Origin of the sequence: Sphingobacterium sp. UBA865 (assembly GCF_002295765.1) — a bacterium.
Lineage (GTDB): Bacteria > Bacteroidota > Bacteroidia > Sphingobacteriales > Sphingobacteriaceae > Sphingobacterium > Sphingobacterium multivorum.
Genome location: NZ_DBGB01000042.1, coordinates 217,381 through 242,295, shown reverse-complemented (window position 1 = coordinate 242,295; position 24,915 = coordinate 217,381). Strand labels below are relative to the sequence as shown.

The window sequence follows — 24,915 nt, the reverse complement described above, 5'->3', positions numbered from 1 at the left end:
ATGTTGTTTTTTTTGATGGAGATAAAGCTATTCTGTTAGCTTTATCTCGAACATTTTATCCCAGTTTTTACCGGTAACAAAGAAGGTGTTTGATCTTTTATTGTAAGCGATACCATTTAATACATCTAAATCCACATGCTGTGTTACATGCTCACGTAATTTGGATAGATCGACTAAAGCCTCCACTGTACCTGTTTTAGGGTCTATTCGTCCAATGACATCCTCCATAAAGAAATTTGCATAGATTTTCCCTTTTACCCATTCCATTTCATTGATTTGATCCACGATGGCCGTGTTCGTTGCTGCACGGATATAATCCACTTTTGAGAAATCATTTGGATTAAGTGTATAGATATAATCAGAACCATTCGACATGAATAAGTTTTTACCGTCAGAAGTTAAGCCCCAACCTTCCATTGGCTGAAAGTAAGGAAGTGTCTTAATAACAGAAAGACTGTTTATATCGTAGAGGTAGGCTAGATTGTTTTTATAGGTTAATTGATATAATTTTCCATTTAGGACGGTAGCACCTTCGCCAAAAATTGAATCATCCAATTCATTTTTTTTGATGGGCTGACCCGTTTTAGGATTAACAATACGGATACTCGATTTCCCCTTATTTCCACTTGGACCAACCCCATTCCCAGTACTTTCGATCAAATTATCACCGTAAAACTCCAGTCCTTGTGTGAAAGCTTTGGCATCATGTGGATAAATATTCACAATGCTATAACTTAGCAAAAGCGGAGGGTTAGAGGCGAATAGATCGATGTTGACCGAATTTTCTTCTCGCTTTCCATTACTAAATACGACAGCTTTAATAATTTGCTTACCAAATTTCTCCTGTTTTAATGAATAATTGAAGGGCTCATTTCCGACGACCTGGCCAATCTTTTTATCGTTTATAGCGTAAATAACAGAGTCTATTTTGGATGTGTTTTTGCTATACATCTTTAATATCAGATCCTCACCCCGCGTATAGTGCTGTTTAATATTGTCAAAGGTAAATGTCGGATTTTCATCAGCATGTTCGGACTGGGAACTTAAAGTTGTATTGGTATTGTTGCTTTTATTTCCGGTACAACTGCCCAAAATGGCGCCAATAATGAAACAAATGAGGTACGATTTTTTTTGCATTGATATAGTGTGCTTGATTAATTATCCACTAATAAACTAGAAAACAAGTTGCTTAAAAATAGCTGTTGCTGTACTACTTGTTTCTCAAACTTAGATAAATTGTTTTTTATATGCAATTCAATTGCAGACCAATACAAAGGATAATTCGTCTATGAAAGAAAAAATGAACCATTGCATGCTGCTCGATTGTTATAAGGGTATGGAAAAATCATATTTTACTGGAACGAGCGGTATCCTTTTACCTTACAAGAATAAAAGTTATTATCCTGAGGAGTTACAGGATAAAAGTCGATTGGCTGTATACAGTTTACTATTTAACTCATTGGAAGTAAACAGTTCTTTTTATAAAATTCCCAGAGAAGAAACAGTCAGAAGATGGTCCGAAGAGACGACCGATGATTTTCGTTTCACCTTTAAACTATGGAAGGGAATTACGCATCAAAAAGAACTTAAGTTTGATCCACAGGATGTCGCTAGATTTCTATCTGTTATTGACGCTATCGGCCAAAAGAAAGGGTGCTTGCTCATACAATTACCACCATCTTTTAAATTTGCTTCTATTGGAATGCTTGTTGAACTGCTGGATTGTATTGCCCAGGATAAGAGAAGTGAAAAATGGCAGGTATGTGTAGAATTTAGGGACCTTTCCTGGTATAGAGAAGAAACTTTCGAACTTTTAAAATCCTATGAAATGCATCTGGTTATTCATGATAAGGATATGCAAGGTATGCGTCTTCAATATGCGGATGCAAAGATAATCTATATGCGCTTTCATGGCCCAAATGGTGACTATAAGGGAAGCTATTCGGACAGCCTATTGTTGGAATACAGTACCTATATTAACGAATGGATTGCAGCGGGAAAAGAAGTCTATACTTATTTTAATAATACAATAGGAGCGGCACTTCCTAATCTAAAGACATTAGCCTCGTATATCACTGCGAACAAAATATTTCCTGCTTAAAAGGTGTCTTTTTTTAAAGTACACTGCCACGGATATATTCATTTCCCATATAGCCGTCCCAGCCTTCATGTTCACGCATAATCCGCTGATAAGCATTGGTCAATGCTTGAGTTTTCGTAAATAAGGGAATACCTCTCCGGATGCAGTCGTGATCAGCGTAAGTCCCAGCATTATCGTGCCATTGTAGCCAAGCAAGTAATTCTTGTCTTTTCATCAGCATTAATCTATCGAATAGTGTCTTATCTTTTAAGTTCATGAGCTGATAATGCCAATCTGTGCGATGCGATTCCATAGCTAGAATTTTTGGAAGCTGATGCGCTATGATCTGTTTAATAAAAGACTCCATAATCTGAAATTTTAGTTGTTAAAGATGAGTTGTGCGTGTGTATTCGAAAAGGCATTGTATCTTCTTTTCATGTGGATGCGCAGGATTTCTTTATGGATATACGCGACAGCCTTTAATTTGGAAAGCTGCTGCACGCCATTTTCAATACATTTACGATCGGTATAGTTTCCTTTTGGATCATGCCATTGTAGCCAATCAAGGAGTATTTCTCTTTCTAGATTCTCGAGTCTCTGATGTAAGCCGATTAATTCACTTTCCCGGAGTTGTTCTCGCCAGTCAGACCAGATCGGACCTGACACCATCCCTCGCTTCTCTTTGAATTTATTTTCCATATTTTACGTCGAATTTGAAGATCTAAAATTTGTTAGATGACTAGCTTACTGATAATAGTATTGCCAAGTTTACTTTTCATAAATAACTCAATTTGTTTCAGCAATTCTGGACTTACTTCGGGGACTCTTTCTAAATCTCGTATAAACCACTTCTGAATGACAGGTGTTTGTTTGGAACGTTGGTCAAATTTAACCACTTCAGCCCGTGATGATTTTCCAGCCGGATCGTAGTATGACCATAGTACAATGAAAATCGTATTTGGATCCTCATCGGGATGGGGGGTATGAAAGCGAACGATGTCACCTACGTGTAAATCCTTATTGTCATATGCTGCGCTGTGTTCCATAAAAGCATTGTCTAAAACTGATATTCAAATATACTAAAAATATTAGTATAAAAAAGTTTTTGCTAAAAATTTTATACTTCATCTAACAGGCTGTTGTTTTTTTATAGTTGGAGGCATGTCTTAGTGATTTGTGCTTTTACTTCGATTTTATTGTTTTTATGAATCTGAATTTCAGTTCCTTTTCTTGTGGGTAGAAAAGATGGACAAATATAAAGGGGAACTATTCGAAGGGAATTTTGTGAAGGCTGCGCATAGAATAATAGCTAGGTGAAAAGTAGATGTGTCAGCGCGAGTTTTATGCTTAAGAATTTCACTTGTTGTAACATTTTTTTCAAAATTTCGGTAATTTGACCTTAAAGACATAATATGGCAACTCTACCTTATCAGCTCCCTTATTCCATTGCGGGTCTTTAAAGAGCTGTGCACAAGAGAAATAGAGGTATCCATCTCCGCTGATACCCATAGAATCGGGCCATAGTATTCGGGAGTCCCTTACCAGGGTATTCACATTTCCCTCAGGATTTAAATATTTAATACTATAATCTATTGACGATGTGAGATAAATATTTCCATCAATGTCTGCTAGTAAGCCATGCGTGATTCCGACTTCTCCTTTGTCTTCCACTTTTGCCTCCAATTCTTGATCCGTCAGCCCTGCGTCGGCTAAAAATTCTGTTGCAATACAGTACAAATGGGTCTGATTGATGGCTTTGAAATATAAATATTTAAAGTCGTGACTCAATGCTATGCCATTCACGTTGGAAGAAAAAGGCTTTCCATTTTCACTACGCATTTCAATACCATTATAGCTTAATAATACATCAGGATCAGCCAGCGTAAAACGGCTTCCAGTTAAAGCCTTTCTAGTCAGTCCAGTTTTAAGGTCTAAAATAATGATGGCCGCTTGGCCGGGATCGGAGAGATAGGCTAAATTTCGCTTGTGATCAATACGCATATCATTTAGACCTGATTTGGTTTTATCAAGGTCGTCGAAACGATAAATATGTTCAATTTGATTTGTATTTGTATTGATTTTTAATAATTTAAACTGGCCTTGATTTGATTTTTCATCTTTGCCAAAAATTGATCCAGCAGCAGATGGTTTAGAATCCAATACCCAGAGATTGTCCTCGGTATCGACAAATATATCCTGAACATTTACAAAGTGGGAATTCTCTTTTCCTTCTAAATTCCATTCTTCATTTGGATAAGGAACAGGTTTTCCATTGATGATTTCAGTAAGTGCATACTGATAATTTTTAGCTTGTTTTGGGAAGGAAACAAATAATCGATTGTTGGAGCTAGCGCTAACACCGATCGGACGGTACGGGCCTAAAGCTGCTGCGACCTCCAATTTCGGGGCTGTAGTATCATTAACTTGTGCCAGCATAGTGAGAAAAAAGATGTGACAGAATAAAAAACTTAATATGAGCCGTGTTCGCATATTCTTGTTATAATTTAACCTTACTATATTACTTTGGACTGGTCCCATTAAGCAATAAACAGCGATTTTTTAGTTACGTAAAGAGACCGCGCTCTCATAGAAGAACCTTCTATTCTCAATTATTGTTTGTCCTTTTCTTCAAATAATACTTTTTTACACTGCTCAGCATATCGTGTGTTTCATGTCGATACGAATCCGCTTGGATTTAATTTTCTGAGCGACTAGAAAAGTTGGGATTGGTCTCGGTGATTAAAAGGAGGTGATTTACAAGCAGATTTCTTGCAAGAGCTTTTCAACCTCCTGGGCATGGGTGACTGTCATAAAATGTCCCGCACCCCTAATGATAAAGTTGGGCTTTACATTTTTGATGGGGATAATATGATCTCTACTACCATGTATATGAATTAAATTGTCCGGAACCGAATTGTTTTTCCATTGGAGAGTTTGATGTATTGCCCAGTTCATAAAGATGGGGTCTGTATCGTATAAAATCTGTTTTAGCAAGCGGGAATCTTCTTTGTTACGTATGCCAAAAAAGTAATCTGATAGAAAACAATGGAACTTTAGTAACGGACTAGGAACCAGTTTGTTGATTTTGAGTCTGCCTGCTAAGCGATACAGTTTGGGTAATTCATGCCGTCCTTTGGCTGAAGCAAGCAGGATAATTTGTTTTGTTTCGATAATCTTGGCAATTTCTATTGCAAGCATTCCTCCAAAGGAAAGCCCAACGAGGATGGGGTTCTTTGCAGTAATTTTAGTCGATATTCTTTTTGCATAAATAGACAGTGGTTCATTGGGGCTTGGTGTAATCCAATCTAGATAGGTTAGATCAAGCGAGCCAAAGTCTATTTTGCTGAATACACGTTGATCTACACCCAATCCGCTGATGACATATATTTTGGTTGCGGTGATTTTCATTTAATCAAGTGTCTGTATCCATTTGCGGAGACAAGGTACTGAATTATCGTTACAAAACAGGGCAAAAATTGCTTCGAAAGTGAATTTTTGCCCCTGTTTATACTATTGAATAACGTAAATATTAAATAACGTAAATATTAAATAACGTAATTTTAATCCACCTAATCGCTCGAGCTTACTAAGATAAGCTCGCCAAACTCTTCGCTTCAAAAATCGATAATTCGTTGTATTTTTCGGCTTGCACTTTTTTCACCCAATTCGGATCTTGCAAGATCGCCCTGCCTACAGCTACAAGGTCAAAATCGCCACGTTCGTAACGACGAACCAGTTCATCCAGTGAAGCGGGAGAGGACTTGAACTCCGAATTTGTAAATACATCGCCAAAATCTTTGTCAAGACCTACGGATCCAACCGTGATTGTGGGTTGTCCTGAAATTTTTTTGAGCCATCCAGCGAAATTTAAGTCGCTACCTTCAAATTCCGGCTCCCAATAACGACGTTGGCTTCCATGAAAAATGTCGACACCGGCATCTGTCAATGGTAGGATCCAGTCTTCCATCGCTGCGGGGGTGGGAGCAAGCTTGGCTGTGTAGTCTTGCTGCTTCCATTGTGATAGACGTAGAATGATTACAAAATCAGGTCCAACCGCTTTTCGCATTGCTTTGACTACCTCAACCGCAAATTTAGAGCGCTCCTTAATTGTTTTTCCACCAAATTCGTCTGTTCTGTGGTTCATTCCTTCCCAGAAAAATTGGTCGATCAGATAGCCATGGGCGCCATGGATTTCAAAAGCATCAAAACCGAGGTCTTTTGCAGATTTAGCAGCGTCAGCGTAAGCTTGTATCGTGGCCTCTATATCCGCTAATGTCATTGTATCTGGGCTTTCAAACGCAGCGGGCGGAGTCCATTGCATAGGAGTATAACCAACATGCCATAGTTGAGGGGCTATTTTTCCGCCTTTTTCGTGCACTGCATCCACGATATTTTTCCAGCCGGCCAGTGCTTGGTCACCGTAAAAGTTTGGGATATCCTTTAAATTCTTTGATGAAGGTCGTTCGATAACGGTACCTTCCGTCAAAATTAAACCGACATCTCCCGCGGCACGACGCTCGTAATATCCCGCTACAGCGCTGTCGGGAATTCCATCCGTCGAAAATGCTCTCGTCATTGGTGCCATTACAAAGCGGTTTTTGAGTGTTAGATTTTTGTACTCAAATGGATTAAAAAGTGTTTGTATGCTCATTTTTCTCGTTTTAAATCGTGAATCTTCACAAATATATTTTAAATAGTATATATTTGTAACTATTATTAGTATAAACTAGTTACCTTCGCGTAACTATTTTGAATATATTCAAATGAAAAGGACTGAATTTAAAAGTTGTTCCTGTGCCATGCAGCGTTCCATGGCAATTTTAGGTACCCGGTGGAAGCCTGTGATTATCTATACTTTGCGCGATCGAAAAGCCCGATTTGGTCAATTGGATGCGCTCATCGAACATATTTCTCGAAAGGTTTTGACCAGTTCATTAAAAGAATTGGAAGAGGATGGCGTTATTTTGAGAGAAGAGTACAAGGAGCTCCCACCACGCGTAGAGTACTCTTTGACAGAAAAGGGCAAGGCTTTAATACCTATTATGTGCCAATTGGCAAAATGGAATGAAGCCTACTATGAAGAGTCTGTATCACCAGAATTGATCGTGTAGAAATTATAATCTAAATACATCGATCTTGCTTCGCTTTTACGCTATCGCTGCCGAATGGAATAGTATTGTGTCAACCGGTTTGGCCTGTCCGTTTTCTATTGCTTGCCAGCGCGGGACTGTTGATCACAATAAATGAAATTTTCATATTTATTTAAAATTTAAGTAATATTGAATTGTGAAAAACAAGGTAAACCAAGAATTTAGCAAGCAAGATTTTTTAAAATCTTTTCGGGAGGGCAGAAGGGATGGTTTACAGTTTCTGTACAAAACTTTCTATAGTCCAATGTGCTATTTTTTAGAAAAGATGAATCTTGATAAAGGTACCATCGAAGAAATCGTGCAGGATGTATTCTTAAAGCTTTGGGAGCGCCGGATAGATTTTGATCATGTTGAATCAATCCGAGGTTTTCTCTACACAAGTTGTAGAAACGCCGCTTTAAACAGGATCCAACAAGAAAATAGAATTCAACAAAAAACCAATTTTTATACGTCACAGGTCGATCTGGTCGATTTACCGATCAGCCATCAAATGATCTATTTGGAGACGCTTCGAACGATCCATGATGCCATTGATACCCTGCCTGAGCAATGTAAGCAAGTGATGCGTAAGTTGATTGTTGAAGATTTAAGCCCACAGGAAGCAGCGATCTCCTTAGGACTAACCACTAGTACGATTTACAATCAAAAGAAAAGGGGAATTGAACTTTTGAGATTAAGACTCAAGCCTGACCGGTTTTTTTGCCTACTTTTGCTTTTACTCTATTATTAGAAAATTTATACTTCTGATACATAGGTTTTTGTGAAAATATCTACCACCTCTTTAGAGAAACGAAATCAAAATATTGTTTTAAGTATATAGAGCAATATGGAGCAAATACCCCAACATATCATTTATTTACTGAGCAAATCCAAGCTGGAAGGATTGCGCGATGACGAAAAATTAAAGTTGGACTTATGGCGGTCCGAAACTGATGCAAATAAGGGGCTATGTGATCTGATTGACAACAAAGATCAAATGCAAGCGGATTTAGACGGGATAGCCCGTTATGATTGGGAGGAATCATTTGCCCTCTTTGAACAAGATTACCTCAATACCTCATACACTTAACCTTTTTATAAACGTATGTTGTCCTATGGTATCGCCGCGGCGTTGATTGGATTACTCGTGTTGTTTTTTATACATAATCTTTCGGATACGGTCTATCAGGAGACTCCGGATAAAGATATTCAACCCGCTCAAATGACAGGGGTAGTACGTCTAGGAAATGGAAATTCAATTTCGATGGCTCCAGGAGATACTTTATTATCGTTTGTATCACCCGTTAAAAATAAAGCGGCACGAGTGAATAATTTATTCGCTGCGACACCCAAGGGTGGGAAAATGACCATGCTATTACCTGATGGAACCAAAGTATGGATGAATGCCAAAACGCAGTTGGATTATTATGAAGTAGATAGTATGCGGGAGGTTCGTTTGGTGGGGGAGGCTTATTTTGAAGTTGCCAAAAAATATTTACCATGGGAAGGTGAGGTTCCAAAACTGAAACCTTTCGTGGTACAAGCAGGGAAGATCAATATCTCCGTATTGGGGACACATTTTTATGTGAAATCAACCAAGAATATAGAAGACTTTAAAACGACATTATACGAAGGTAAAGTTAGGGTTCGACAGGGCGACAGGCAGATTATACTGTTGCCAGGGGAAGAATCGTATATCAAACTCGGTCAAATTGAACGACGAATAATTGATCTTGACGCGCGCAATGCATTGAAAGACGGATATTTCGTGTTCAATTCGGAGACTTTAGGGGGTATTATGGATGAGTTAGCGTCTTGGTATAATGTAGATGTCGTCTATCTCGATAACCAAATAAAATCGGAAAAATTTGAAGCGATGTTGTCTCGTAACAGCAGTCTGAAAGATATCATCAACGTACTGGAGAGTACCGGGAAAATTAAGTTTAAATTTAAAGGAAAGACCATTTATGTAGACAAAACAACCTAAATGAAAAGACGAAACCCTAAACGCTTGCAACATTTAGGGCTTCAGATCAAGTAATTCTAACTGTAACAGAATTTTAATTCTTAACCTAAAACAAAACTATAAAAATTATGCACAACTTGGTCGTGCCCTATACGATCAAACGCAACAAATGAAAAACAGCGATCGCCCAGATATTTGGGGTAGGCCGCAATGGAGGGGAAACATTATGCGCATATCGCTTACAAAACCATACTAATGTCTTGTTGTCTGCTTCATGTTGGAGCTAAAACGTATGGACAGGACGTATCGATACAGGAGAAATCAGTGTCGTTGAGAAAGGTTTTTTCAGAGATCAATAAGCAGACTGGCTATTCTTATGTATGGGCGGCCACAACTATTGATCCAGATACAAAGGTTAACTTAACCGTTAAAAAAGAATCGTTGGGAAATGCTCTTGGGAAGTTATTGGACGATTTGGATCTCGATTTTGAGATCAAGGGGAAGATTATTGTCGTACACGAAAAATCTCAACAGACTCAACGATCGATCACTAATCAGTTAATGACGGTAAAAGGTTTTATTGTCGATTATAACAACAGACCACTTCAAGGTGCAACGATTCGTGTAAAAGGTGTTCCAAAAGGAACCGTTACAGATCAGCATGGTCATTTTGAAATTAATGGCGTTAGTTTAAATAGCTTTTTGGACATTACCATGGTCGGATTTGCTCCACTTACGATTGCAGCTAAGTCCGATTTGGGTACGATTACCTTAAGAGCCTTGGATGAGCAATTGCAGGAAGTGAACATTACAGTCAATACAGGATACCAAAAAATAAGCAAAGAAAGAGTAGCAGGCTCAATTGCTCAGGTGACAGCCAAAGACATGGAAGGACGGCTTCAACCTAATTTATTGGACCGGATCGATGGATTGTTGCCCGGGCTAAATTTGGTGCGAAATACTTCAAGTCCACAGAATTCGAAAAATAACCTGGGTATCGAGGTTCGTGGACGCTCCACCATCAACGCACAGGCTGCTCCGCTAATCGTTGTTGACGGTATGCCTTTTGAAGGTGACTTAACAGCTATTAATCCCAATGATATTGCTTCCATAACCGTTTTGAAAGATGCTTCGGCAGCCTCCATTTATGGCGTTCGTTCCTCTAACGGTGTTATTGTTATTGCGACAAAAATAGGCTCCGCAGGCAAAACAAAGATTGATTATAGCAATACGCTTTCTTTTAGAGGACTTCCAAGCCGTAGCTACCTCAATCAGATGAGTAGCGCTGAACTGGTCAACTTTCAAAAGGAAATGTTTAATTACCGTTCGGGAGATTATGCAGTTATTGACCCGAGAAAAGCGATGAACGACGTTTATCGAATTTTGTACGATCGCAAAGGTGGAGTAATTTCGGAAGAAGAGATGGAAAAGCGGCTGGATGTATATCGAAATCGTGATCGCTTTAGTCAAATGGATAAATTTCTGAATACGACCCGATTCGATCAGCAGCATAATCTCGCTATTTCGGGAGGATCCGATCGTTATACATACCATTATTCCCTCAATTATACGCAGCCGGGAGATTACAATAAGGGACGGGCGACAAACAAGGAGCTGGGATTTAGTCTGAAAAATAATTTTAAGTTTACCGACTGGTTTAGTTTACGCGCAAATGTATTGGGGAAAAACCAAAATAGAGAGGGTGATATTGGCTTCAATTTCTACGATAACTATATGGGAGGCAAAGCATCCTATTATCTGCTTGAAAATGAGGATGGTTCTCCAGCGCAATGGTATAGTTCAAAATCTCAGTTTGAGATTGATCGCTTGAATGCGCTGGGACTGGAAGATGAGACCTATATTCCTTTAAATCATGTTGCCGCGATTCACGAAAAGTTCTATAATAAATACCTTAACTTAAATTTTGCTGCAAATTTTAAGATTATCAAAGGACTGGACTTCGATATGTCCTATCAAAGTGAACGGACCGAAGGGTATAATGGCACATTGAATAGGAAAAATGCCCAATCGGTTGTAGGTATGGTGAATGACGCTACCCAAATCGGAAAGGACGGGGCAATCAAACGCAATATTCCGCAAGGGGGACAATTTGCTGAACAACGTAATGATGTCAATAGCTATACCTTACGTGGCCAATTTAATTATCAAAATAATATTCAGGGAAAACATGAAATTGTCGCAATCGCCGGTGCTGAACGTAGACAGATCAATAACCGATATACGAATATTTACAAGTATGGTTACGATGAAAATAGCCTAGTCTACAAAGGAATTAATGAAGAGCTTTTTGGTATTCAGATCCAAAACACACAGGCGCTTTTTAATAGCTATACTATTTCGAAAAAAGAGACTGGATTTAAGGATCTAGTCGATAGATTTGTTTCCTTCTATGCCAATGGATCTTATACCTATGATCGTAAGTTGACTTTGAGTGGAAGCATCCGGATGGATCAATCTAATTTGTTTGGAACAAATATCAAAAATCAATACAAACCTCTTTGGTCCATAGGCGCTTTATATCATCTGCCAAGAATTGATTGGGAACCATTAGATCGTTGGTCGGTACGTGCGACTTATGGTGTAAATGGAAATGTCCCAAAGGATAATGGACCATATTTGATTTCGAGGGTGAATAACAATCTGAACTACTTTAACGGTGAAATGCAAGCCTACATTGATTCTCCGCCTAATCCATTGTTGCGATGGGAGCGAACAAAAGTATTCAATGTTGGTTTTGATTTCTCACTATTTAAAGATAGACTTACAGCTACTCTTGATATCTACAATAAGAAAACTTCTGATTTATTGGGGAATACGCCGTTGGATCCAACTTTGGGATGGGATATGGTGTTGCTTAATTATGCTGATATGCAGAATAGCGGGATCGAGTTGGGGCTGAATGGTAAGATGATTCAACGTGAAAACTTCAGCTGGAACAGCACAGTGAATTTTAGTTACAACAAAAATAAGATTACCAATCTATATGTTGAACAGAATACCCCATACTATTACTATTATGCTCCCCAAAATCGGGTTGGAATCCCAATGGGTAGTTTATATAGCATAGATTATGCGGGATTAAATGATAAGGGACGACCTTTGGCACGAAAGGCTGATGGTAGTCTGGTCGAGACCACGCAAAAATTGACTGTCGATGATTTAATCTATGAAGGTACGACAGTACCTCCCTACACTGTTTCTTTCAGAAATGGATTTAAGTATAAAGATTTGACGCTTTCCTTTATGTTTATTTTCAATGGTGGCCATGTGATGCGGGGAGTTCATCCAGAGTTCTTGAGTAAATACGCGGAGCTTAACTACAATAATAACTTCGACAAATTATGGTTGAACTATTGGAAGAACCCAGGTGATGAAAGTAACCCTGATATTGCTCCCGCATTTGTTTCTGCTGCTTCAGGCAATATTTCCGATATTTTCAATGCTGCACATAAATTTGTTCAGAAGGCTGACTATATTAAATTGCGCGATATTTCATTATCCTACAACCTTCCTGCACAATGGATTGCACCGACAAAACTTTCTTATGTGCGTCTAACAGGACAGGTATTGAATGCATGGCGTTGGGTCGCTAACAAGGATAATCTTGATCCCGAGGTTTGGGCTGGGTATAGTACGGTAACGAGTCCAAGTAGAGGGATACAAGCACCAATAATTTACAATTTAGGTGTATCTGTAGGATTTTAATAAGAAAATATCATGAGAAAAATATATATAGGATTGCTATTCGGTTTATTGACATTGAATAGCTGTAACAAATACTTGGATATTAAACCAAAAGGTTTTACAATTCCAGAGAATCTGAATGATTACAAATTGCTTCTAAACGATCAATCTTTAGTAAGGGCTTCCGCTGTTTATCCGAACTATTTAGTAGATAATTTACAGTCCGGAGATCCTCAGGATGTACAATCGGCAGCAAGCTATGACTATTATGACTATGTAAAAAAACAACTCTATAGCTTTGCTCACGGTGCGATATTTGAAGATGGCCAGTATGATCCATACTGGGAATCGGCTTATAGCCACATATTCACTTACAATGTTGTTATTAACAATGTATTGGCAGCAACAGAGGGATCGGAAGCCGAAAAGAAAAGGGTTTGGGCTGAGGCTAAGGTCGGTCGTGCATTTGAATACCTTAGTCTAGTGAATATCTATGCCGCTCATTATAATCCTGCAAGTGCAACAAAAGATCTAGGGGTACCTTTGGTGCTGAAAGAGGATATCAATCAAAAATACGAACGTGTATCTGTTCAGGCGATCTATGATCAGGTAGTTAGCGATCTTAATGACGCGTTGCCAAATTTGAGTACAGTGCAGTCAAATAGATTTCAAGCAGTACGTTCCGTCGGTTTCTCTTTTCTAAGTCGGGTTTATCTCTATCAGGGAAAATACAAAGAGGCCCTTGAGAATGCAAAACAAGCACTTGCTGTGAATAAAACGCTCATTGATTATAGTTTATATACCAATAAAGACAAGACGACTTGGGGACGAGTTTGTCTTAAAACAGATAATTCGGTTCAATTTCCCGATTCCAGAACGAATATGGAGGCTGTATGGTCTCGATTGGGAACAAGTTCCCTAGGTAGCCCCAATGCCGAATTTTATGCCTCTAAAGAGCTGATAGAAACATACGCCAAAGATTTGCCAGCAGGTGCAACCGACAAACGTTATGAATTATTTTTCTGTCGCGATCAGGCTTCTTTAGGTGCTACTATTGTAAAATTTCCAGGACGGGTTCTTTTTGCTCCCTACGTCGAATTTAGCACAGGATTTAATACGCCTGAATTGTTTTTGATTGCTGCGGAAGCAGCTGTTCGGACGGGTAATACGGCGGAGGCACTAAGCTTCTTGAATACATTAAGAAATAGCCGAATAGAGAATAATAAAGCGTTAACCTCAACGGATCCAAAAATTGTTTTACAGACGGTACTTGACGAAAGACGTCGTGAAATGCCCTTTATGGCATCCGATAGGCTGATTGATTTGAAACGACTCGCTATAGCAGACAATTTTAAGAAGTCAATCCAACATCCATTGGCAGGGAAAGTTTTCGAAATGGAATCCACGGATGCCCGGATGATACTTCCGGTTCCCCCAAAGGTACTTTCGTTGAATCCGGGAATTCCCCAATACGAACGCTAAAAAATTAGATGTAAACCACTCATTCCTAATCAATTTCTATCAACATGGAAATTGATTAGGTTCTTAATAAAAAAATATGAAAAAGATACTATTGACAGCACTGGCTTTTACACAGTCGATGCTATTGCTCGCACAAGAACATATACAGTTTCAGAAGATCACTTTTGGCCAGGCAAAGGAATTGGCCAAGCAAGAAAATAAACTGATTTTCCTGGATGGATTTACCTCCTGGTGCGCTCCCTGTAAATGGATGGAAGGAAATGTGTTTTCACAACCTGAAGTCGCTCGTTATTTTAATAGCAGGTTTATCAATACTAAATTTGACTGCGAGATAGGAGAGGGTGTAGACATTGCTAAATTATACCAAATCAGAAGTTTTCCCACGTATTTATTTTTAGATGGGCAGGGGACATTGATCTATAGAACCCAGTCTCGCATGGAAGCTGATTTGTTCCTGAAACAGGCAGAGCAAGCTAATGATCCCAATTTTCAAATCCCCAACTTGCGTAAATCGTACGATTTGGGTATGCGGGAGTCTAATTTTCTAATCCGCTATATTAAAGTGATGGAGCAAACCGATAGTCAAGCAGCAAATGCAGCGAAAAAGGCATTGGACAGCGTGGCTACCGATAAATTTTTGAGGAGCCCAAACGGATGGGAGACCATAAAAATGATGGCACAAAGCCTGGATGATCGTTACGGAAAATTTTTTGAGTCGAACAAATCTTATTTTAAAAACATAGCAGTGCCGGCGGATTTTGCGAAAAAAGAGGCACAGCTGCTACGTTATGCCATGTATGGCTATATTAGAGATCATAAAGTAGATGAGTTTAATGCTGGCCTAGCCTATTTTGAAGGCCTAAAAGATCAAGAACAAAAAATAGAAGCTGCACTGTATAAAGTAGAATGGACCGCTGCACATGGTACCCATAAGGAGTTTGTTACCCTCACGAATGTCTTAAGAAAAGGCCTGCTCAAAAATGAGGACGAGAGATTGAGCTTTATTGCCCGCCGCAATGCCAATGCAAAAGGAAATATTGCAAATCCAGTTATCCTAAAACAATGCTATGTGCTGGCCAAACAGGCAGTCGAATTGAATCCCTCAAGTTATTCCAATCAAGGAACATTGGCCGATATTTGTATCGCATTGAAAAAAAAGAAAGAAGCTGTTCAAGCTGCAGAAGCTGCGCGTGGATTGGCGGAACTGGAAACTTCAAAAATTATTAAACTGGCCGATGCTCTTGTGGCACGTGCTAAAGCACTGTAATAGTCAATATGAAAAAAATAGCTACATCCATATTCTTGGTTTTAAGTTGTCTTGGGACAGTATCGGCTCAAGGTCAGCGTTTTCAATTAACAATAAAGGGAAAACAATTTCCCGCAAAATCTAAAGCATTTGTTCGCTACATCGTGGACAGAAAATTGACAATTGACTCTATTAATTTTGGATCCAATGATGTGATCTATAAGGGGGAAATTATGGAACCAACGCAAGTCATGTTATTTTATTCCAAAGATGGAGCTTCCTTCTGGAACCGCAAAGGTGGCCCGATGGAGCGTCTTACATTTTACGTAGACCCTATGGAACCCAATACGCAAATCACTGTTCAACGTCCTTTCGAGTCTTCCTTGGTGAAAGGCGGTAAACTGCAGGTAGCCTATAAGCAGTATCAAGATTATTTTAAACTCCTATGAGAAAAAGCTTATGGTTCAGCAGTCTAAAAGAGCTGATTTGTATCAGTAAAAAAATCGTGACGAGAATGCGCTCAACCAAATTGCGCAAGAAATAGACAAGATCGAAACAGAACGTAAGAAGGCGCAGCGAAATTTTATCGTCAATAATCCAGACAATTACTTCAGTTTGTTGGCCTTGCAGGAAGTTGCCAGCTACGATGATAATGTAGTTACCACCGAACCTTTGTTTTTCAATTTGTCATCGAGATTAAGGCAAACAGCTATCGGAAAAAAATTGAATGCAGATATTCAACTCGCAAAAAAACTAGGAATTGGACAGCCAGCTTTAGATTTTGAACAGGAAACTCCTGAAGGTAAAGCTTTAAAACTTTCGGATTTTAAAGGTAAATACGTGCTTTTGGATTTTTGGGCGTCATGGTGCGGTCCCTGTCGTGCAGAGAACCCTAATCTGGTGAAAGCCTATCAAAAATTTAAAGGATCAAAATTTGAGATACTGGGTGTTTCACTCGATAAACCCGGGAAGAAAGATAACTGGATGAAAGCGATTGAACAAGATGGGTTAACCTGGCCTCAGGTGTCTGATCTGAATGGTTGGCAAAATCAAGCGGCTCAATTGTACGGTATTCAGGCTATCCCGCAAAATTACCTCATCTCTCCCGAAGGTAAGATTGTTGGAATCAACTTAAAAGGAGTAAAGTTAATAGAGAAACTCGAAGAGCTCCTTAAATAAATTTTAAGGAGGGGTAAATCACCCCTCCTTAATTATGAACCTTTAACAGCTGCTATCGTTAGGGGACCGTTTTCTATTATAGCGCCGCTCTTTGGGGTGCTAAGGTAAGGGCTTGCAGCTTTTTCGCTATTTCTCTGCTATTCCGTTACTATTTCTTTGGGACAGCTAGGGGATTGACTCGCTTCTTCTTTGGTATTTCTTCGCTGTTTCTTTGGTATTCCTTTGCTGTTTCTTTGGTATTCCTTTGCTGTTTCTTTGCTGTTTCTTTGGTATTTCTTTGCTGTTTCTTTGGTATTCCTTTGCTAAAGAAGTAACAAAATACTAGAGAAACAGTAAGCAAAAGGGTAAGAATAAGCAAAGAAAGGCCAAGCCAGTATGTAGCTTGGCCCTGCAAAATAACCTTAAAAAGCTTTTCCAGCAGGTTCACTGCATCGAAGTAATCAATACAAAGCCCAGAAAAATGACACTGGATTTTGACGTTAGGAAGAAATCTGTTCCTTAAAGCCCGCTATTTTTTCCCTCAGACTATTGAGGTGTTCTGGACTGATTACGCCATTATCCTGATCAAAATTTTCGTAAAATTTGGGAAGCGAGAATGTTTCTTTAATGATAGCGCCAAACTGCGGAAAGAATTTATGCGCTTCGGCCATTACATTTCCACCACCGTAACCTCCGGGTGAAGTTGTCATAAGCAACATGGGTTTATCTTGGAAAACTTTAACATTTATTCTAGATGCCCAGTCGAATACATTTTTAAATGCAACGCTATAGGAACGATTATTCTCTGCCAGGGAGCAAATGATTATGTCACTGGAGGCAATATGATCCAGAAAAAGCTGCGCTTCCTGTGGGAAGCCATTCTTTTCTAGGTCAACAGAAAAGACAGGCATGTTATAGTCATTCAGGTCGATCAAATTAATCTCGTGCCCCTCGAAGCTTTTAAGTACAAATTTGACCAATTGTTTGTTAATTGATGTGGAAGAATTACTCCCAGCGAATGCAAATATTTTCATGTTTTATCCTTTATGATTATCGGTTGCTTAAATTTAGTCAATTTCACGAAAATAAATTTTCATTTTTTTGAATAGATCGCTATATCGATGTGGCTATCTATTATACTGAATATTTAATCATATTGTTTGCGAAAAAAATTGTTTGTGCTGTCTATTTTTAAGGGATTCTTCAAAAACCAATTTGAAAAAAGTGTCCATTTCTCTTCATTGTTTTCTAGCCATTTTTCGAAAGCATCTTCGTCGCCTTTCATTAATATCCAATGATTGTATGACTCGCCGTAACCTAAATCGATGATCTTTTTCTGATAACTGAAGAGGACATTTGGAAATATTTTGTTGTGTTTACTGCTAAAGTAGTTGTTTATGAAGTTAGTTCTTATAGGGTCTAGTGTATTGATATCTATAGATTTTGAACCGAGTATTGACATCGCGAGTGTTGTTTCATAAACTCCTACACCAAAAGGCAGTTTTATTTGACTGGAATCTGCTGTTTTTGCATTGACAAATGCGTTTTTACTAAAGCTAACGGAAAGCGCTGTGTCACTTTTCAATTTTATCTGCGTTTTGTATTGATCATAAAGAAGCTCGCTTATTTCAGCTGTTCTTTTGGTGTTTCGTTCTAAGTTCATAAAGATCTCACCGTAAATCATTCCCCAAACCTTTTCATCGGAAATACAAAATATCTTTGATGCCCAATAATAATTTGAAGAAAATTCCGGATCCACCTCTATGCCCTTTTCATAATAACCTAATGCATCTTCTAAATTTCCTTTGACACGTTGGATGGCTCCCATTTCCAAATAAAGATGACCTGATTTGGGAAATATTTTTAATCCACTTTCGTAAGTACCTACAGCTTTATCACTTTCGCCAAGCATATCGTATGCATTTCCCAATAATTGATATACTCTGTCATTGGTAATCTTCTCACTCTTAATACTTTCTAAGTACTTAATCGTCTTTTTATAGTCTTTTTTTAAATAATAGGCGTAGCCGAGCTCATAGGGGTACGTGATACTATGCGGATCGAGATTTTGAGCTTCTTTCAATAATAGGATACTCTCATCCACCTTTCCATCGTCCATGAGTTGGATGGCTTCCTTTCCTTTTGAAGAAGCTTTTTCCCGATTTGTTTCTTGACCATAGGTGGTTTGTCCAGTGAGAAATAAAAAAACGACGGCAATATATCCAATTTTGTTTTTCATTTTTTTAGCGGATTAAATGATTGATTTTTATTAAAAAGCTAGATCCGTTTTAAAAATAGAGTATAATGGAATATCGTAATACCGGCCATCTTTCTTTAAATGTTGTTTTAACAGGGCTTCTTTTTTCATGCCTATTTTTTCCATGACTTTTCCAGAGGCTGGATTATGTGGGAAGTAGGTCGCAAAGATTTTATTGAAGTTTAGTTCTTTAAAACCAAACTCAATGATTGCTTTTGCAGCTTCCGTGACATAACCATTATTCCAGTAAGGAATAGCAATCCAGTATCCCAACTCGGCCTTATCCGAGCCTTCATCGTGCAGACCAATAGCTCCGATCAGCTTTTTATCTTTATTTCGAATAGCAAAAGTGAATCCTTTACGATTGGCAAACGCTTCTTCGGCTAATTTAAGCCAATATTCAGCATCTTCTTTTCGGTATGGGTAGGGAATATTTGAGGTAAAGTCCGAATAAACCTTGTCTTGCAGATAGTTTACAATCTGTGGAATATCAGTCGTGTCAATGGCGTTGAGAATAAGTCGTTCTGTGACTAATTGTGGGAAATCCTTCATTTGATTAAATCTTCAATATGGCTAAAATGAAATTATGGGTTACTTAGTTTTATAAATGTAAGGAAGTTTTATGGGATTCTTTTCTTTATATTTTTTCGGGTGTAATAGGTATAAATTCCGGTAACAGTGATTAAGATCAATGTTATCAATAAGGCTATATATAGATTGAAGAATTTATGGACCAGTGTAAAGCCGATAAGTCCAATCAGGATTTCTAAAAAAGCTCCCCTTATGCGAGATGGAGGATTTGAATCTTCAAGGTATCTGGTATACTCTTCTACAATTGGTCGATCGGTATCTGTCCAGTCAAAATGCAATAGTTCTGCGGGGGAAACCCATAATGCTTGAACATATTTTTGAAAGGCAACTTCGCCAGAACAAAAGGTGCAGAGAACAGGATAGAGACAAGGTGCTGGACTTGTATAGTCTTGTTGCGTCATCTTTAACGGCCTTCCGACAAGAATATCTATATTAAGCTCTTCCCTGATTTTGAGCGACAAATTTGCTTTCATTGGTTTGTGGGACTCGGTAATGCGACCAGGAAATTCCCACTTTAAGGCATGCGTCACCGATGCCGGACGCTGACAGATGAGTACCTTATCGTCCTCCCTTATAATCGCACAAGTCAAATAATGCATAACGGTTTAAAGAATAGATATTAAGAGCTAGATTCTTTACTTTCAATTTGATGGCTTTCTAACAGCTCGATGTGGCCTTCAATAATCAGCAAATAAAAGTTTTCAAAGCAATCCTGATAGATCTTTTGCTCCAATGATTTTATTTCCTCAAAGAGACGTTCTTTTGAGACCGCAGGGTAACAAAGCTCATTTTTTGATGCTACTCTCGTTTCTTGGCAGGGCGTATCGTGAAGCTGTTTGTATAGGTCGCCTAAATCTGAAATGTCTTCACTACGGTGGTAGAAGGGGTGAAACCATACCCAAAAGTCTTCTTGATTTTTATAGGGATGAGGTAATAATTGAACCGACGTATTTCTAAATAGATCTCCCGGATGCTTCTTATAACGGAAATGAGTGGCTGTGGTCTTTAAACTATTCATAAAGCTAATTTGTCTGTAGGTTTACAAAAAACAATTCAAGAATAAAGATATCATCTTAAATATCGGTATTTTTTTTTAGTATTAAAAATTTACTACTGTTAACGCTAATTGGATCGTGATAGGATACAGAATGACCACAATGACAAAGCTCAACCGATCTATTTTGCTAAAAGAATAAAAGGATTTAATATTATACTATTAGCCCCAGAGAATTCTGATGAGAACGGATATTGTGAATACAAATAATCCGATATAGAATATATTTGTCCCATGTTTTCTGTCATGATCAGAATAGGAAAATATCCGTTCGCCATTCGGTAGGCTCTTTTTGGAACTAAACAACATATACCCGATTGCAATTCCTAAAAGACCACCTAGAAGGGCTGAAATATAGCCAAAAATAATCCAATACTTCTGTTGTGGTTCCGGTTCCCGTAGCTGCATGAGCCGCTCCTGCTTCAAAAGATCAAGCTTTTCCTGATCAATATCTTTCCCTCTTTTTAATAAAATTTCTCTGGCAAGCGCATAGTCCAATTTGTTCCATTCATCGGGTTTTTGCAGGATTTCGAAGAGCTCTTCGTCTGAAAATTGATACAGGTAGTGGTCATCTCCAACCAGTGGGAGAGATTGCATTTCCTGCTCTTCTAAAATAGATTCTGCATTTGCGAAATTGGCGGGGTCTATTTGAATCTCATATTGGTGTCCTACCGTATTTCCAGAAAATGTAATATCCACAGGGGGTAGATTATCAGCCAACCGCGTTTTTACACCTCTATCCGAAAGTAGCTGATGACATTCCTGAGCTTCTTCTAAACTAGTAAACCTTTTTAATACGATATAGTTAACTATTTGATCAATTATTTTTTAAAACCTGTATTTATGACCATTCGACAGCCCAATGCCTATATGCAATCTTCGCTATTTGCCGTAACAGTTGCCGCAAAAATCGGACGTGAATGTTTGAAACAGTGGATTAATTATGTAGTCTTTTTTTGAATAAAGTTAATAAAGCTGGTTTGATACTTTTCAGCTTAAAGATAGTAAAATCAAATGCTATTTTATAAGAACAACAATAGAATCCCAGCTATAAGATGAAGAAACATTTGATTCATCACATTTTTGGTGGTATTCGTCACATTTTTCTGTGTTATGTTTTCATTTCAGTTAATATTGTCTTATCAAAACCAATAACATGAAATTGAAAGACGTAAGAAAAATAGAGTTCTGGATGGCAACTGTCGTATTTGTCGCTGTTGTTTATGCTTTGCTTGTTGATACAAACAATCGGGATGATAGTGGTATGCATAACTATTTCATTGGTCAGAAAATAAACTACTCCTATTTTTTTAATTTTTTTGTACCCAAGTTTAGCTATTATCTGCTTCTATATTTGATGTTTCTCACATTAAATTTTGCCCTTATTCCTGCGCTCATCAACAGAAAACGGGAGCTGTTGAATTATTCATTACTAGCTGCTCTGATCTTGATATCTGGACTGATTTTAGGTGTATGCCGGAATTATAGCCATACCTATGAGCTTATGGATTTTGATAGTATTCAAAGAGGCTATAATAGCATGTTTTTTAAGTCCTTAACACAAGCAGTTCTATGGACAATCGTAATTTCTCTATACACCTGCATGCAATTTTTGATCAGCTATCTGCTTAAAAACAGGGTTGAAAACCCGGCTATACAAAAGCAGCTAAAATGGATTTGGCCTTTGGAATTGGCTTTTGGTTTATCGGATTGTTTTTTTTGATCATATCTCACTCGCATTACCAACTTTCGGTGTTATGGACTTTGGTCGTGTTGTCTGCGGTTGGTATCGTAATCTATTCCTTATACTATTTGTTGCCAAAATTACATGAAAAACAAAAGAAATTCCGCGACTTCTTTTGGATTATCGCTGCGGTGAGTTTGGTTTTAGTTATACCATTAAGCATATTGGCCCTATTCTTCTTTAACCAGAACGGTGAAGTGATCTTTATCGTTGCCATGTTTCATTTACCCACGCAATTATTGGTTAGCGTTCCGCTTTCCTGGTTTCTCTTTAAAAAACGTCTAATGCGTCACAACGAAATTGCCTCCTTACGTACGGAGCTCGGTCAGTCGGACGCAAATCTGACTTTTCTGAAATCCCAAATAAACCCACACTTTTTATTTAATGCCTTAAACACATTGTATGGCACGGCATTACAGGAAAAAGCCGAACGGACAGGGGAGGGAATTCAGCGATTGGGCGATATGATGCGGTTTATGCTCCATGAAAATACGCAAGATAAAATCTCGTTGACGCGTGAAATAGAATACCTGAATAATTACATCGCTTTACAGACCCTGCGGACTTCGATGTCAGACAAAATTACCATTATAACGGAAATAGAAGAGCAGTTTGAAAATTATCAAATTACCCCTATGTTGCTGATCCCTTTCGTTGAGAACGCATTTAAGCATGGTATAAGCCTTCAGAAATCGTCTTATATTAAAATATCTTTGCAAGTGCGAGACCAGGTTTTGTTTTTCGATGTGAGTAATAGCATTAATCCGAAAAGTGATCGTGATCCCGAAAAACTAAAAAGTGGTGTCGGTTTGGAGAATGTACGCCAACGTCTTTCATTGCTATATCGAGATCGACATGAACTGATGATACGTGAAAATGCCAATGAATTTTTTATCCATTTAACTTTACATATTTAAAGATGGCTAGTGTTATTTAAATCTAACTAGTTCCATTATCTTTTAATCAATTATTCACCTGATTTATTGGTTCCTTAATTAACAGCAATGAAAAAAATACTTGTTTTTTTGCTTATGACCTTGTATTGTCTAAGCAGTCATGCTCAATTTAAATTGAGCGGTAAGATTTGGAATTATGATCCAAACAAGGCCTTGGAAATTAATATTCCTCTTGTTTTTGGTTTTTATAAAGAAAATTCGCAACGGATAACCGTTGCCAGCGATGGCACATTTGAGGTCGCACTGCCAATAACAGCTCGAAAATCCGCGACTCTAAATTACAGCAGTGTATTTCAAACCTTGTTATTAAGCCCCGGTAAAGATCTTATCCTGAATTTAACCGACACTACGATCGTATTTACAGACGGTAGTGCTTTGACAGAAAACAAAATTATACAGCAAATAAAACACGATGAAGTGCCTTTTTTTATGAAGGCCCCGAACGTAAATAATCTTGCTCAATGCTCTTTGGCTCAGTTGAGACAGCAAGTGTTAATTCCCTGTTTAGCGGATTGCAATCAAATCAATAAAGTGATCCAAACTAGTCCATTGTCTTCCTCACTAAAAAACTATATACGTACTGAGTTTTACGCGCAACGAATGAACCATCTGAACGATTTTGCCCGTGTCGCTGAATTGCCAAAGTCTACCGCAGATAGTTTGGTTCTAGAGCTGTTTGGAAAAGCACTTATTAATTTACAGGACGACTTTGGAGGCCCTTCTTTTTATTCTTTCCTTGACAATTACCTGCGTTATTTGGAAACGAAAGCATTTGTTAAGATTCGGGCCGAGAAAATTCCGTCTAGTGAACCAATCCCTTATTTCGGGATAAGCTTAGACAGTGCAAATAGATTAATGACTATCTATAGTAAAGATTATTGGCGGTTTATCGGTGCTTTAAATAATTTCTCCAAGCCTATCGTAGAAAAATACAATTTTCAACAATTGGTCAATCTATATCATGACAAGGACTTAACGCATTTAAAAGCATTGGCAGGAGCACATTGGAAGATATTTCCAAAAGATAAGCATACGCCGCTTGTTGAAAGCTATATTGCCGATCTTGACGCTCTTTTGGTGGCGAATAAACACAACAAACACATTCGGTTGATTGAAGATGATCAACCTATCTCATCGATCGACGACCTGATTGCTGAATTGAAAGGAAAAGTGGTCTATTTGGATGTTTGGGGAACCTGGTGTGGTCCCTGCAAGTTTGAATTGAAGTATACACCTGAACTGAAGAAAAGATACATGGATAAAGATATTGCCTTCGTTTATTTGGATATGGATGAAGACCATCGCGATCAGGACTGGAAAGACTTTATACGCGTCAACAATTTAACCGGAATCCATTTACGTAAAAATAGGAAACAGATTGAGCCCTTTTGGAAGGAATTACTGCTAAATGCAAAAGACAAAGCCGAATATTATCCGCAATATTTTATATTTGATAAAACAGGAAAATTAGTTGTGGAAAAGGCTCTTCGACCAAGTAATGGAAAACAACTGTATGACCAAATAGATCAGATTTTAAATCAATAATT

The 24,915-nt window shown here is 38.2% G+C and carries 27 protein-coding genes; 13 read left to right on the top strand and 14 right to left on the bottom strand.

Annotated features, from left to right (window positions below):
* Positions 1 to 27: 27 nt before the first annotated feature.
* Positions 28 to 1,137, bottom strand: a complete 1,110-nt coding sequence (locus B2O97_RS24075; protein ID WP_070569358.1) for a glutaminyl-peptide cyclotransferase — start codon at positions 1,135 to 1,137, stop codon at positions 28 to 30.
* Between the two features lie 199 nt (positions 1,138 to 1,336).
* Here B2O97_RS24075 and B2O97_RS24070 point away from each other — a divergent pair, with 199 nt between their 5' ends.
* Positions 1,337 to 2,101, top strand: a complete 765-nt coding sequence (locus B2O97_RS24070) for a DUF72 domain-containing protein (RefSeq protein WP_070569952.1) — start codon at positions 1,337 to 1,339, stop codon at positions 2,099 to 2,101.
* 13 nt (positions 2,102 to 2,114) lie between these two features.
* On the opposite strand, the gene B2O97_RS24065 is transcribed toward B2O97_RS24070, so the two are convergent.
* The 6 genes from B2O97_RS24065 to B2O97_RS24040 form a co-directional block, all read right to left on the bottom strand.
* Entirely contained in the window at positions 2,115 to 2,447 is a 333-nt protein-coding gene (locus tag B2O97_RS24065) for a hypothetical protein (protein ID WP_286768297.1), read from the bottom strand.
* 11 nt (positions 2,448 to 2,458) lie between these two features.
* A complete protein-coding gene (locus B2O97_RS24060; protein WP_070569365.1) occupies positions 2,459 to 2,779 on the bottom strand; it encodes a hypothetical protein in 321 nt (106 codons plus the stop codon).
* 32 nt (positions 2,780 to 2,811) lie between these two features.
* On the bottom strand, positions 2,812 to 3,126 hold the full coding sequence (locus B2O97_RS24055) for a hypothetical protein (RefSeq protein ID WP_286768296.1): 315 nt from the start codon (positions 3,124 to 3,126) through the stop codon (positions 2,812 to 2,814).
* A gap of 331 nt (positions 3,127 to 3,457) precedes the next feature.
* Positions 3,458 to 4,516, bottom strand: coding sequence for an SMP-30/gluconolactonase/LRE family protein (locus tag B2O97_RS24050; protein ID WP_236560156.1), 1,059 nt, complete (start codon positions 4,514 to 4,516; stop codon positions 3,458 to 3,460).
* A gap of 318 nt (positions 4,517 to 4,834) precedes the next feature.
* On the bottom strand, positions 4,835 to 5,488 hold the full coding sequence (locus B2O97_RS24045; protein ID WP_286768295.1) for an alpha/beta fold hydrolase: 654 nt from the start codon (positions 5,486 to 5,488) through the stop codon (positions 4,835 to 4,837).
* Between the two features lie 178 nt (positions 5,489 to 5,666).
* Entirely contained in the window at positions 5,667 to 6,731 is a 1,065-nt protein-coding gene (locus tag B2O97_RS24040) for an NADH:flavin oxidoreductase (RefSeq protein ID WP_286768294.1), read from the bottom strand.
* 112 nt (positions 6,732 to 6,843) lie between these two features.
* Here B2O97_RS24040 and B2O97_RS24035 point away from each other — a divergent pair, with 112 nt between their 5' ends.
* The 9 genes from B2O97_RS24035 to B2O97_RS23995 all read left to right on the top strand — a co-directional run bounded on the left by B2O97_RS24035 (position 6,844) and on the right by B2O97_RS23995 (position 16,787).
* Positions 6,844 to 7,191, top strand: a complete 348-nt coding sequence (locus tag B2O97_RS24035; RefSeq protein ID WP_070569380.1) for a winged helix-turn-helix transcriptional regulator — start codon at positions 6,844 to 6,846, stop codon at positions 7,189 to 7,191.
* Between the two features lie 175 nt (positions 7,192 to 7,366).
* Positions 7,367 to 7,960 (top strand): RNA polymerase sigma factor, encoded by a 594-nt coding sequence (locus tag B2O97_RS24030; RefSeq protein WP_070569382.1) that lies wholly within the window; start codon positions 7,367 to 7,369, stop codon positions 7,958 to 7,960.
* A 96-nt stretch (positions 7,961 to 8,056) separates the two neighbouring features.
* A complete protein-coding gene (locus B2O97_RS24025; protein ID WP_115047897.1) occupies positions 8,057 to 8,299 on the top strand; it encodes a hypothetical protein in 243 nt (80 codons plus the stop codon).
* 15 nt (positions 8,300 to 8,314) lie between these two features.
* A complete protein-coding gene (locus tag B2O97_RS24020; protein WP_070569385.1) occupies positions 8,315 to 9,196 on the top strand; it encodes a FecR family protein in 882 nt (293 codons plus the stop codon).
* A gap of 234 nt (positions 9,197 to 9,430) precedes the next feature.
* Entirely contained in the window at positions 9,431 to 12,901 is a 3,471-nt protein-coding gene (locus B2O97_RS24015; RefSeq protein ID WP_286768293.1) for a SusC/RagA family TonB-linked outer membrane protein, read from the top strand.
* Between the two features lie 12 nt (positions 12,902 to 12,913).
* The gene (locus B2O97_RS24010) at positions 12,914 to 14,362 is read left to right on the top strand and encodes a RagB/SusD family nutrient uptake outer membrane protein (protein WP_070569390.1); all 1,449 of its coding nucleotides are present in this window, start codon (positions 12,914 to 12,916) and stop codon (positions 14,360 to 14,362) included.
* Positions 14,363 to 14,438: 76 nt separating this feature from the next.
* Positions 14,439 to 15,629, top strand: a complete 1,191-nt coding sequence (locus B2O97_RS24005; RefSeq protein ID WP_286768292.1) for a thioredoxin family protein — start codon at positions 14,439 to 14,441, stop codon at positions 15,627 to 15,629.
* An 8-nt stretch (positions 15,630 to 15,637) separates the two neighbouring features.
* Positions 15,638 to 16,057: a hypothetical protein gene (locus B2O97_RS24000; RefSeq protein WP_286768291.1), complete on the top strand. Its 420-nt coding sequence runs from the start codon at positions 15,638 to 15,640 to the stop codon at positions 16,055 to 16,057.
* Between the two features lie 175 nt (positions 16,058 to 16,232).
* A complete protein-coding gene (locus B2O97_RS23995; protein WP_236560157.1) occupies positions 16,233 to 16,787 on the top strand; it encodes a peroxiredoxin family protein in 555 nt (184 codons plus the stop codon).
* Positions 16,788 to 16,935: 148 nt separating this feature from the next.
* Here B2O97_RS23995 and B2O97_RS23990 read toward each other — a convergent pair whose 3' ends face one another.
* The 7 genes from B2O97_RS23990 to B2O97_RS23960 form a co-directional block, all read right to left on the bottom strand.
* Entirely contained in the window at positions 16,936 to 17,214 is a 279-nt protein-coding gene (locus tag B2O97_RS23990; protein WP_286768290.1) for a hypothetical protein, read from the bottom strand.
* 52 nt (positions 17,215 to 17,266) lie between these two features.
* Positions 17,267 to 17,800, bottom strand: a complete 534-nt coding sequence (locus B2O97_RS23985; protein WP_115047908.1) for an NADPH-dependent FMN reductase — start codon at positions 17,798 to 17,800, stop codon at positions 17,267 to 17,269.
* A gap of 113 nt (positions 17,801 to 17,913) precedes the next feature.
* Entirely contained in the window at positions 17,914 to 19,005 is a 1,092-nt protein-coding gene (locus B2O97_RS23980) for a tetratricopeptide repeat protein (protein ID WP_115047910.1), read from the bottom strand.
* Positions 19,006 to 19,035: 30 nt separating this feature from the next.
* The gene (locus B2O97_RS23975) at positions 19,036 to 19,575 is read right to left on the bottom strand and encodes a GNAT family N-acetyltransferase (protein WP_115047911.1); all 540 of its coding nucleotides are present in this window, start codon (positions 19,573 to 19,575) and stop codon (positions 19,036 to 19,038) included.
* Positions 19,576 to 19,643: 68 nt separating this feature from the next.
* On the bottom strand, positions 19,644 to 20,213 hold the full coding sequence (locus B2O97_RS23970) for an NUDIX domain-containing protein (RefSeq protein ID WP_115047914.1): 570 nt from the start codon (positions 20,211 to 20,213) through the stop codon (positions 19,644 to 19,646).
* Between the two features lie 20 nt (positions 20,214 to 20,233).
* Complete coding sequence (locus tag B2O97_RS23965) at positions 20,234 to 20,632, bottom strand: hypothetical protein (protein WP_115047917.1); 399 nt, start codon at positions 20,630 to 20,632, stop codon at positions 20,234 to 20,236.
* A 198-nt stretch (positions 20,633 to 20,830) separates the two neighbouring features.
* A complete protein-coding gene (locus B2O97_RS23960; protein WP_201303501.1) occupies positions 20,831 to 21,367 on the bottom strand; it encodes a hypothetical protein in 537 nt (178 codons plus the stop codon).
* 457 nt (positions 21,368 to 21,824) lie between these two features.
* Between B2O97_RS23960 and B2O97_RS23955 the strand changes: the two genes are divergently transcribed.
* The 3 genes from B2O97_RS23955 to B2O97_RS23945 all read left to right on the top strand — a co-directional run bounded on the left by B2O97_RS23955 (position 21,825) and on the right by B2O97_RS23945 (position 24,913).
* Complete coding sequence (locus B2O97_RS23955; RefSeq protein ID WP_286768289.1) at positions 21,825 to 22,391, top strand: hypothetical protein; 567 nt, start codon at positions 21,825 to 21,827, stop codon at positions 22,389 to 22,391.
* The gene (locus tag B2O97_RS23950; protein WP_286768288.1) at positions 22,340 to 23,329 is read left to right on the top strand and encodes a sensor histidine kinase; all 990 of its coding nucleotides are present in this window, start codon (positions 22,340 to 22,342) and stop codon (positions 23,327 to 23,329) included. The genes B2O97_RS23955 and B2O97_RS23950 overlap by 52 nt, the downstream gene beginning before the upstream one ends.
* Before the next feature lie 87 nt (positions 23,330 to 23,416).
* Entirely contained in the window at positions 23,417 to 24,913 is a 1,497-nt protein-coding gene (locus B2O97_RS23945; RefSeq protein ID WP_115047923.1) for a TlpA family protein disulfide reductase, read from the top strand.
* Positions 24,914 to 24,915 lie beyond the last annotated feature (2 nt).

Coding starts and splice junctions, on each gene's coding strand:
- B2O97_RS24075 (WP_070569358.1), bottom strand. CDS start 1,137: ATGCAAAAAAAATCGTACCTCATTTGTTTCATTATTGGCGCCATTTTG.
- B2O97_RS24070 (WP_070569952.1), top strand. CDS start 1,337: ATGGAAAAATCATATTTTACTGGAACGAGCGGTATCCTTTTACCTTAC.
- B2O97_RS24065 (WP_286768297.1), bottom strand. CDS start 2,447: ATGGAGTCTTTTATTAAACAGATCATAGCGCATCAGCTTCCAAAAATT.
- B2O97_RS24060 (WP_070569365.1), bottom strand. CDS start 2,779: ATGGAAAATAAATTCAAAGAGAAGCGAGGGATGGTGTCAGGTCCGATC.
- B2O97_RS24055 (WP_286768296.1), bottom strand. CDS start 3,126: ATGGAACACAGCGCAGCATATGACAATAAGGATTTACACGTAGGTGAC.
- B2O97_RS24050 (WP_236560156.1), bottom strand. CDS start 4,516: ATGCTGGCACAAGTTAATGATACTACAGCCCCGAAATTGGAGGTCGCA.
- B2O97_RS24045 (WP_286768295.1), bottom strand. CDS start 5,488: ATGAAAATCACCGCAACCAAAATATATGTCATCAGCGGATTGGGTGTA.
- B2O97_RS24040 (WP_286768294.1), bottom strand. CDS start 6,731: ATGAGCATACAAACACTTTTTAATCCATTTGAGTACAAAAATCTAACA.
- B2O97_RS24035 (WP_070569380.1), top strand. CDS start 6,844: ATGAAAAGGACTGAATTTAAAAGTTGTTCCTGTGCCATGCAGCGTTCC.
- B2O97_RS24025 (WP_115047897.1), top strand. CDS start 8,057: ATGGAGCAAATACCCCAACATATCATTTATTTACTGAGCAAATCCAAG.
- B2O97_RS24020 (WP_070569385.1), top strand. CDS start 8,315: ATGTTGTCCTATGGTATCGCCGCGGCGTTGATTGGATTACTCGTGTTG.
- B2O97_RS24015 (WP_286768293.1), top strand. CDS start 9,431: ATGTCTTGTTGTCTGCTTCATGTTGGAGCTAAAACGTATGGACAGGAC.
- B2O97_RS24010 (WP_070569390.1), top strand. CDS start 12,914: ATGAGAAAAATATATATAGGATTGCTATTCGGTTTATTGACATTGAAT.
- B2O97_RS24005 (WP_286768292.1), top strand. CDS start 14,439: ATGAAAAAGATACTATTGACAGCACTGGCTTTTACACAGTCGATGCTA.
- B2O97_RS24000 (WP_286768291.1), top strand. CDS start 15,638: ATGAAAAAAATAGCTACATCCATATTCTTGGTTTTAAGTTGTCTTGGG.
- B2O97_RS23985 (WP_115047908.1), bottom strand. CDS start 17,800: ATGAAAATATTTGCATTCGCTGGGAGTAATTCTTCCACATCAATTAAC.
- B2O97_RS23980 (WP_115047910.1), bottom strand. CDS start 19,005: ATGAAAAACAAAATTGGATATATTGCCGTCGTTTTTTTATTTCTCACT.
- B2O97_RS23975 (WP_115047911.1), bottom strand. CDS start 19,575: ATGAAGGATTTCCCACAATTAGTCACAGAACGACTTATTCTCAACGCC.
- B2O97_RS23970 (WP_115047914.1), bottom strand. CDS start 20,213: ATGCATTATTTGACTTGTGCGATTATAAGGGAGGACGATAAGGTACTC.
- B2O97_RS23965 (WP_115047917.1), bottom strand. CDS start 20,632: ATGAATAGTTTAAAGACCACAGCCACTCATTTCCGTTATAAGAAGCAT.
- B2O97_RS23955 (WP_286768289.1), top strand. CDS start 21,825: ATGAAATTGAAAGACGTAAGAAAAATAGAGTTCTGGATGGCAACTGTC.
- B2O97_RS23950 (WP_286768288.1), top strand. CDS start 22,340: ATGGATTTGGCCTTTGGAATTGGCTTTTGGTTTATCGGATTGTTTTTT.
- B2O97_RS23945 (WP_115047923.1), top strand. CDS start 23,417: ATGAAAAAAATACTTGTTTTTTTGCTTATGACCTTGTATTGTCTAAGC.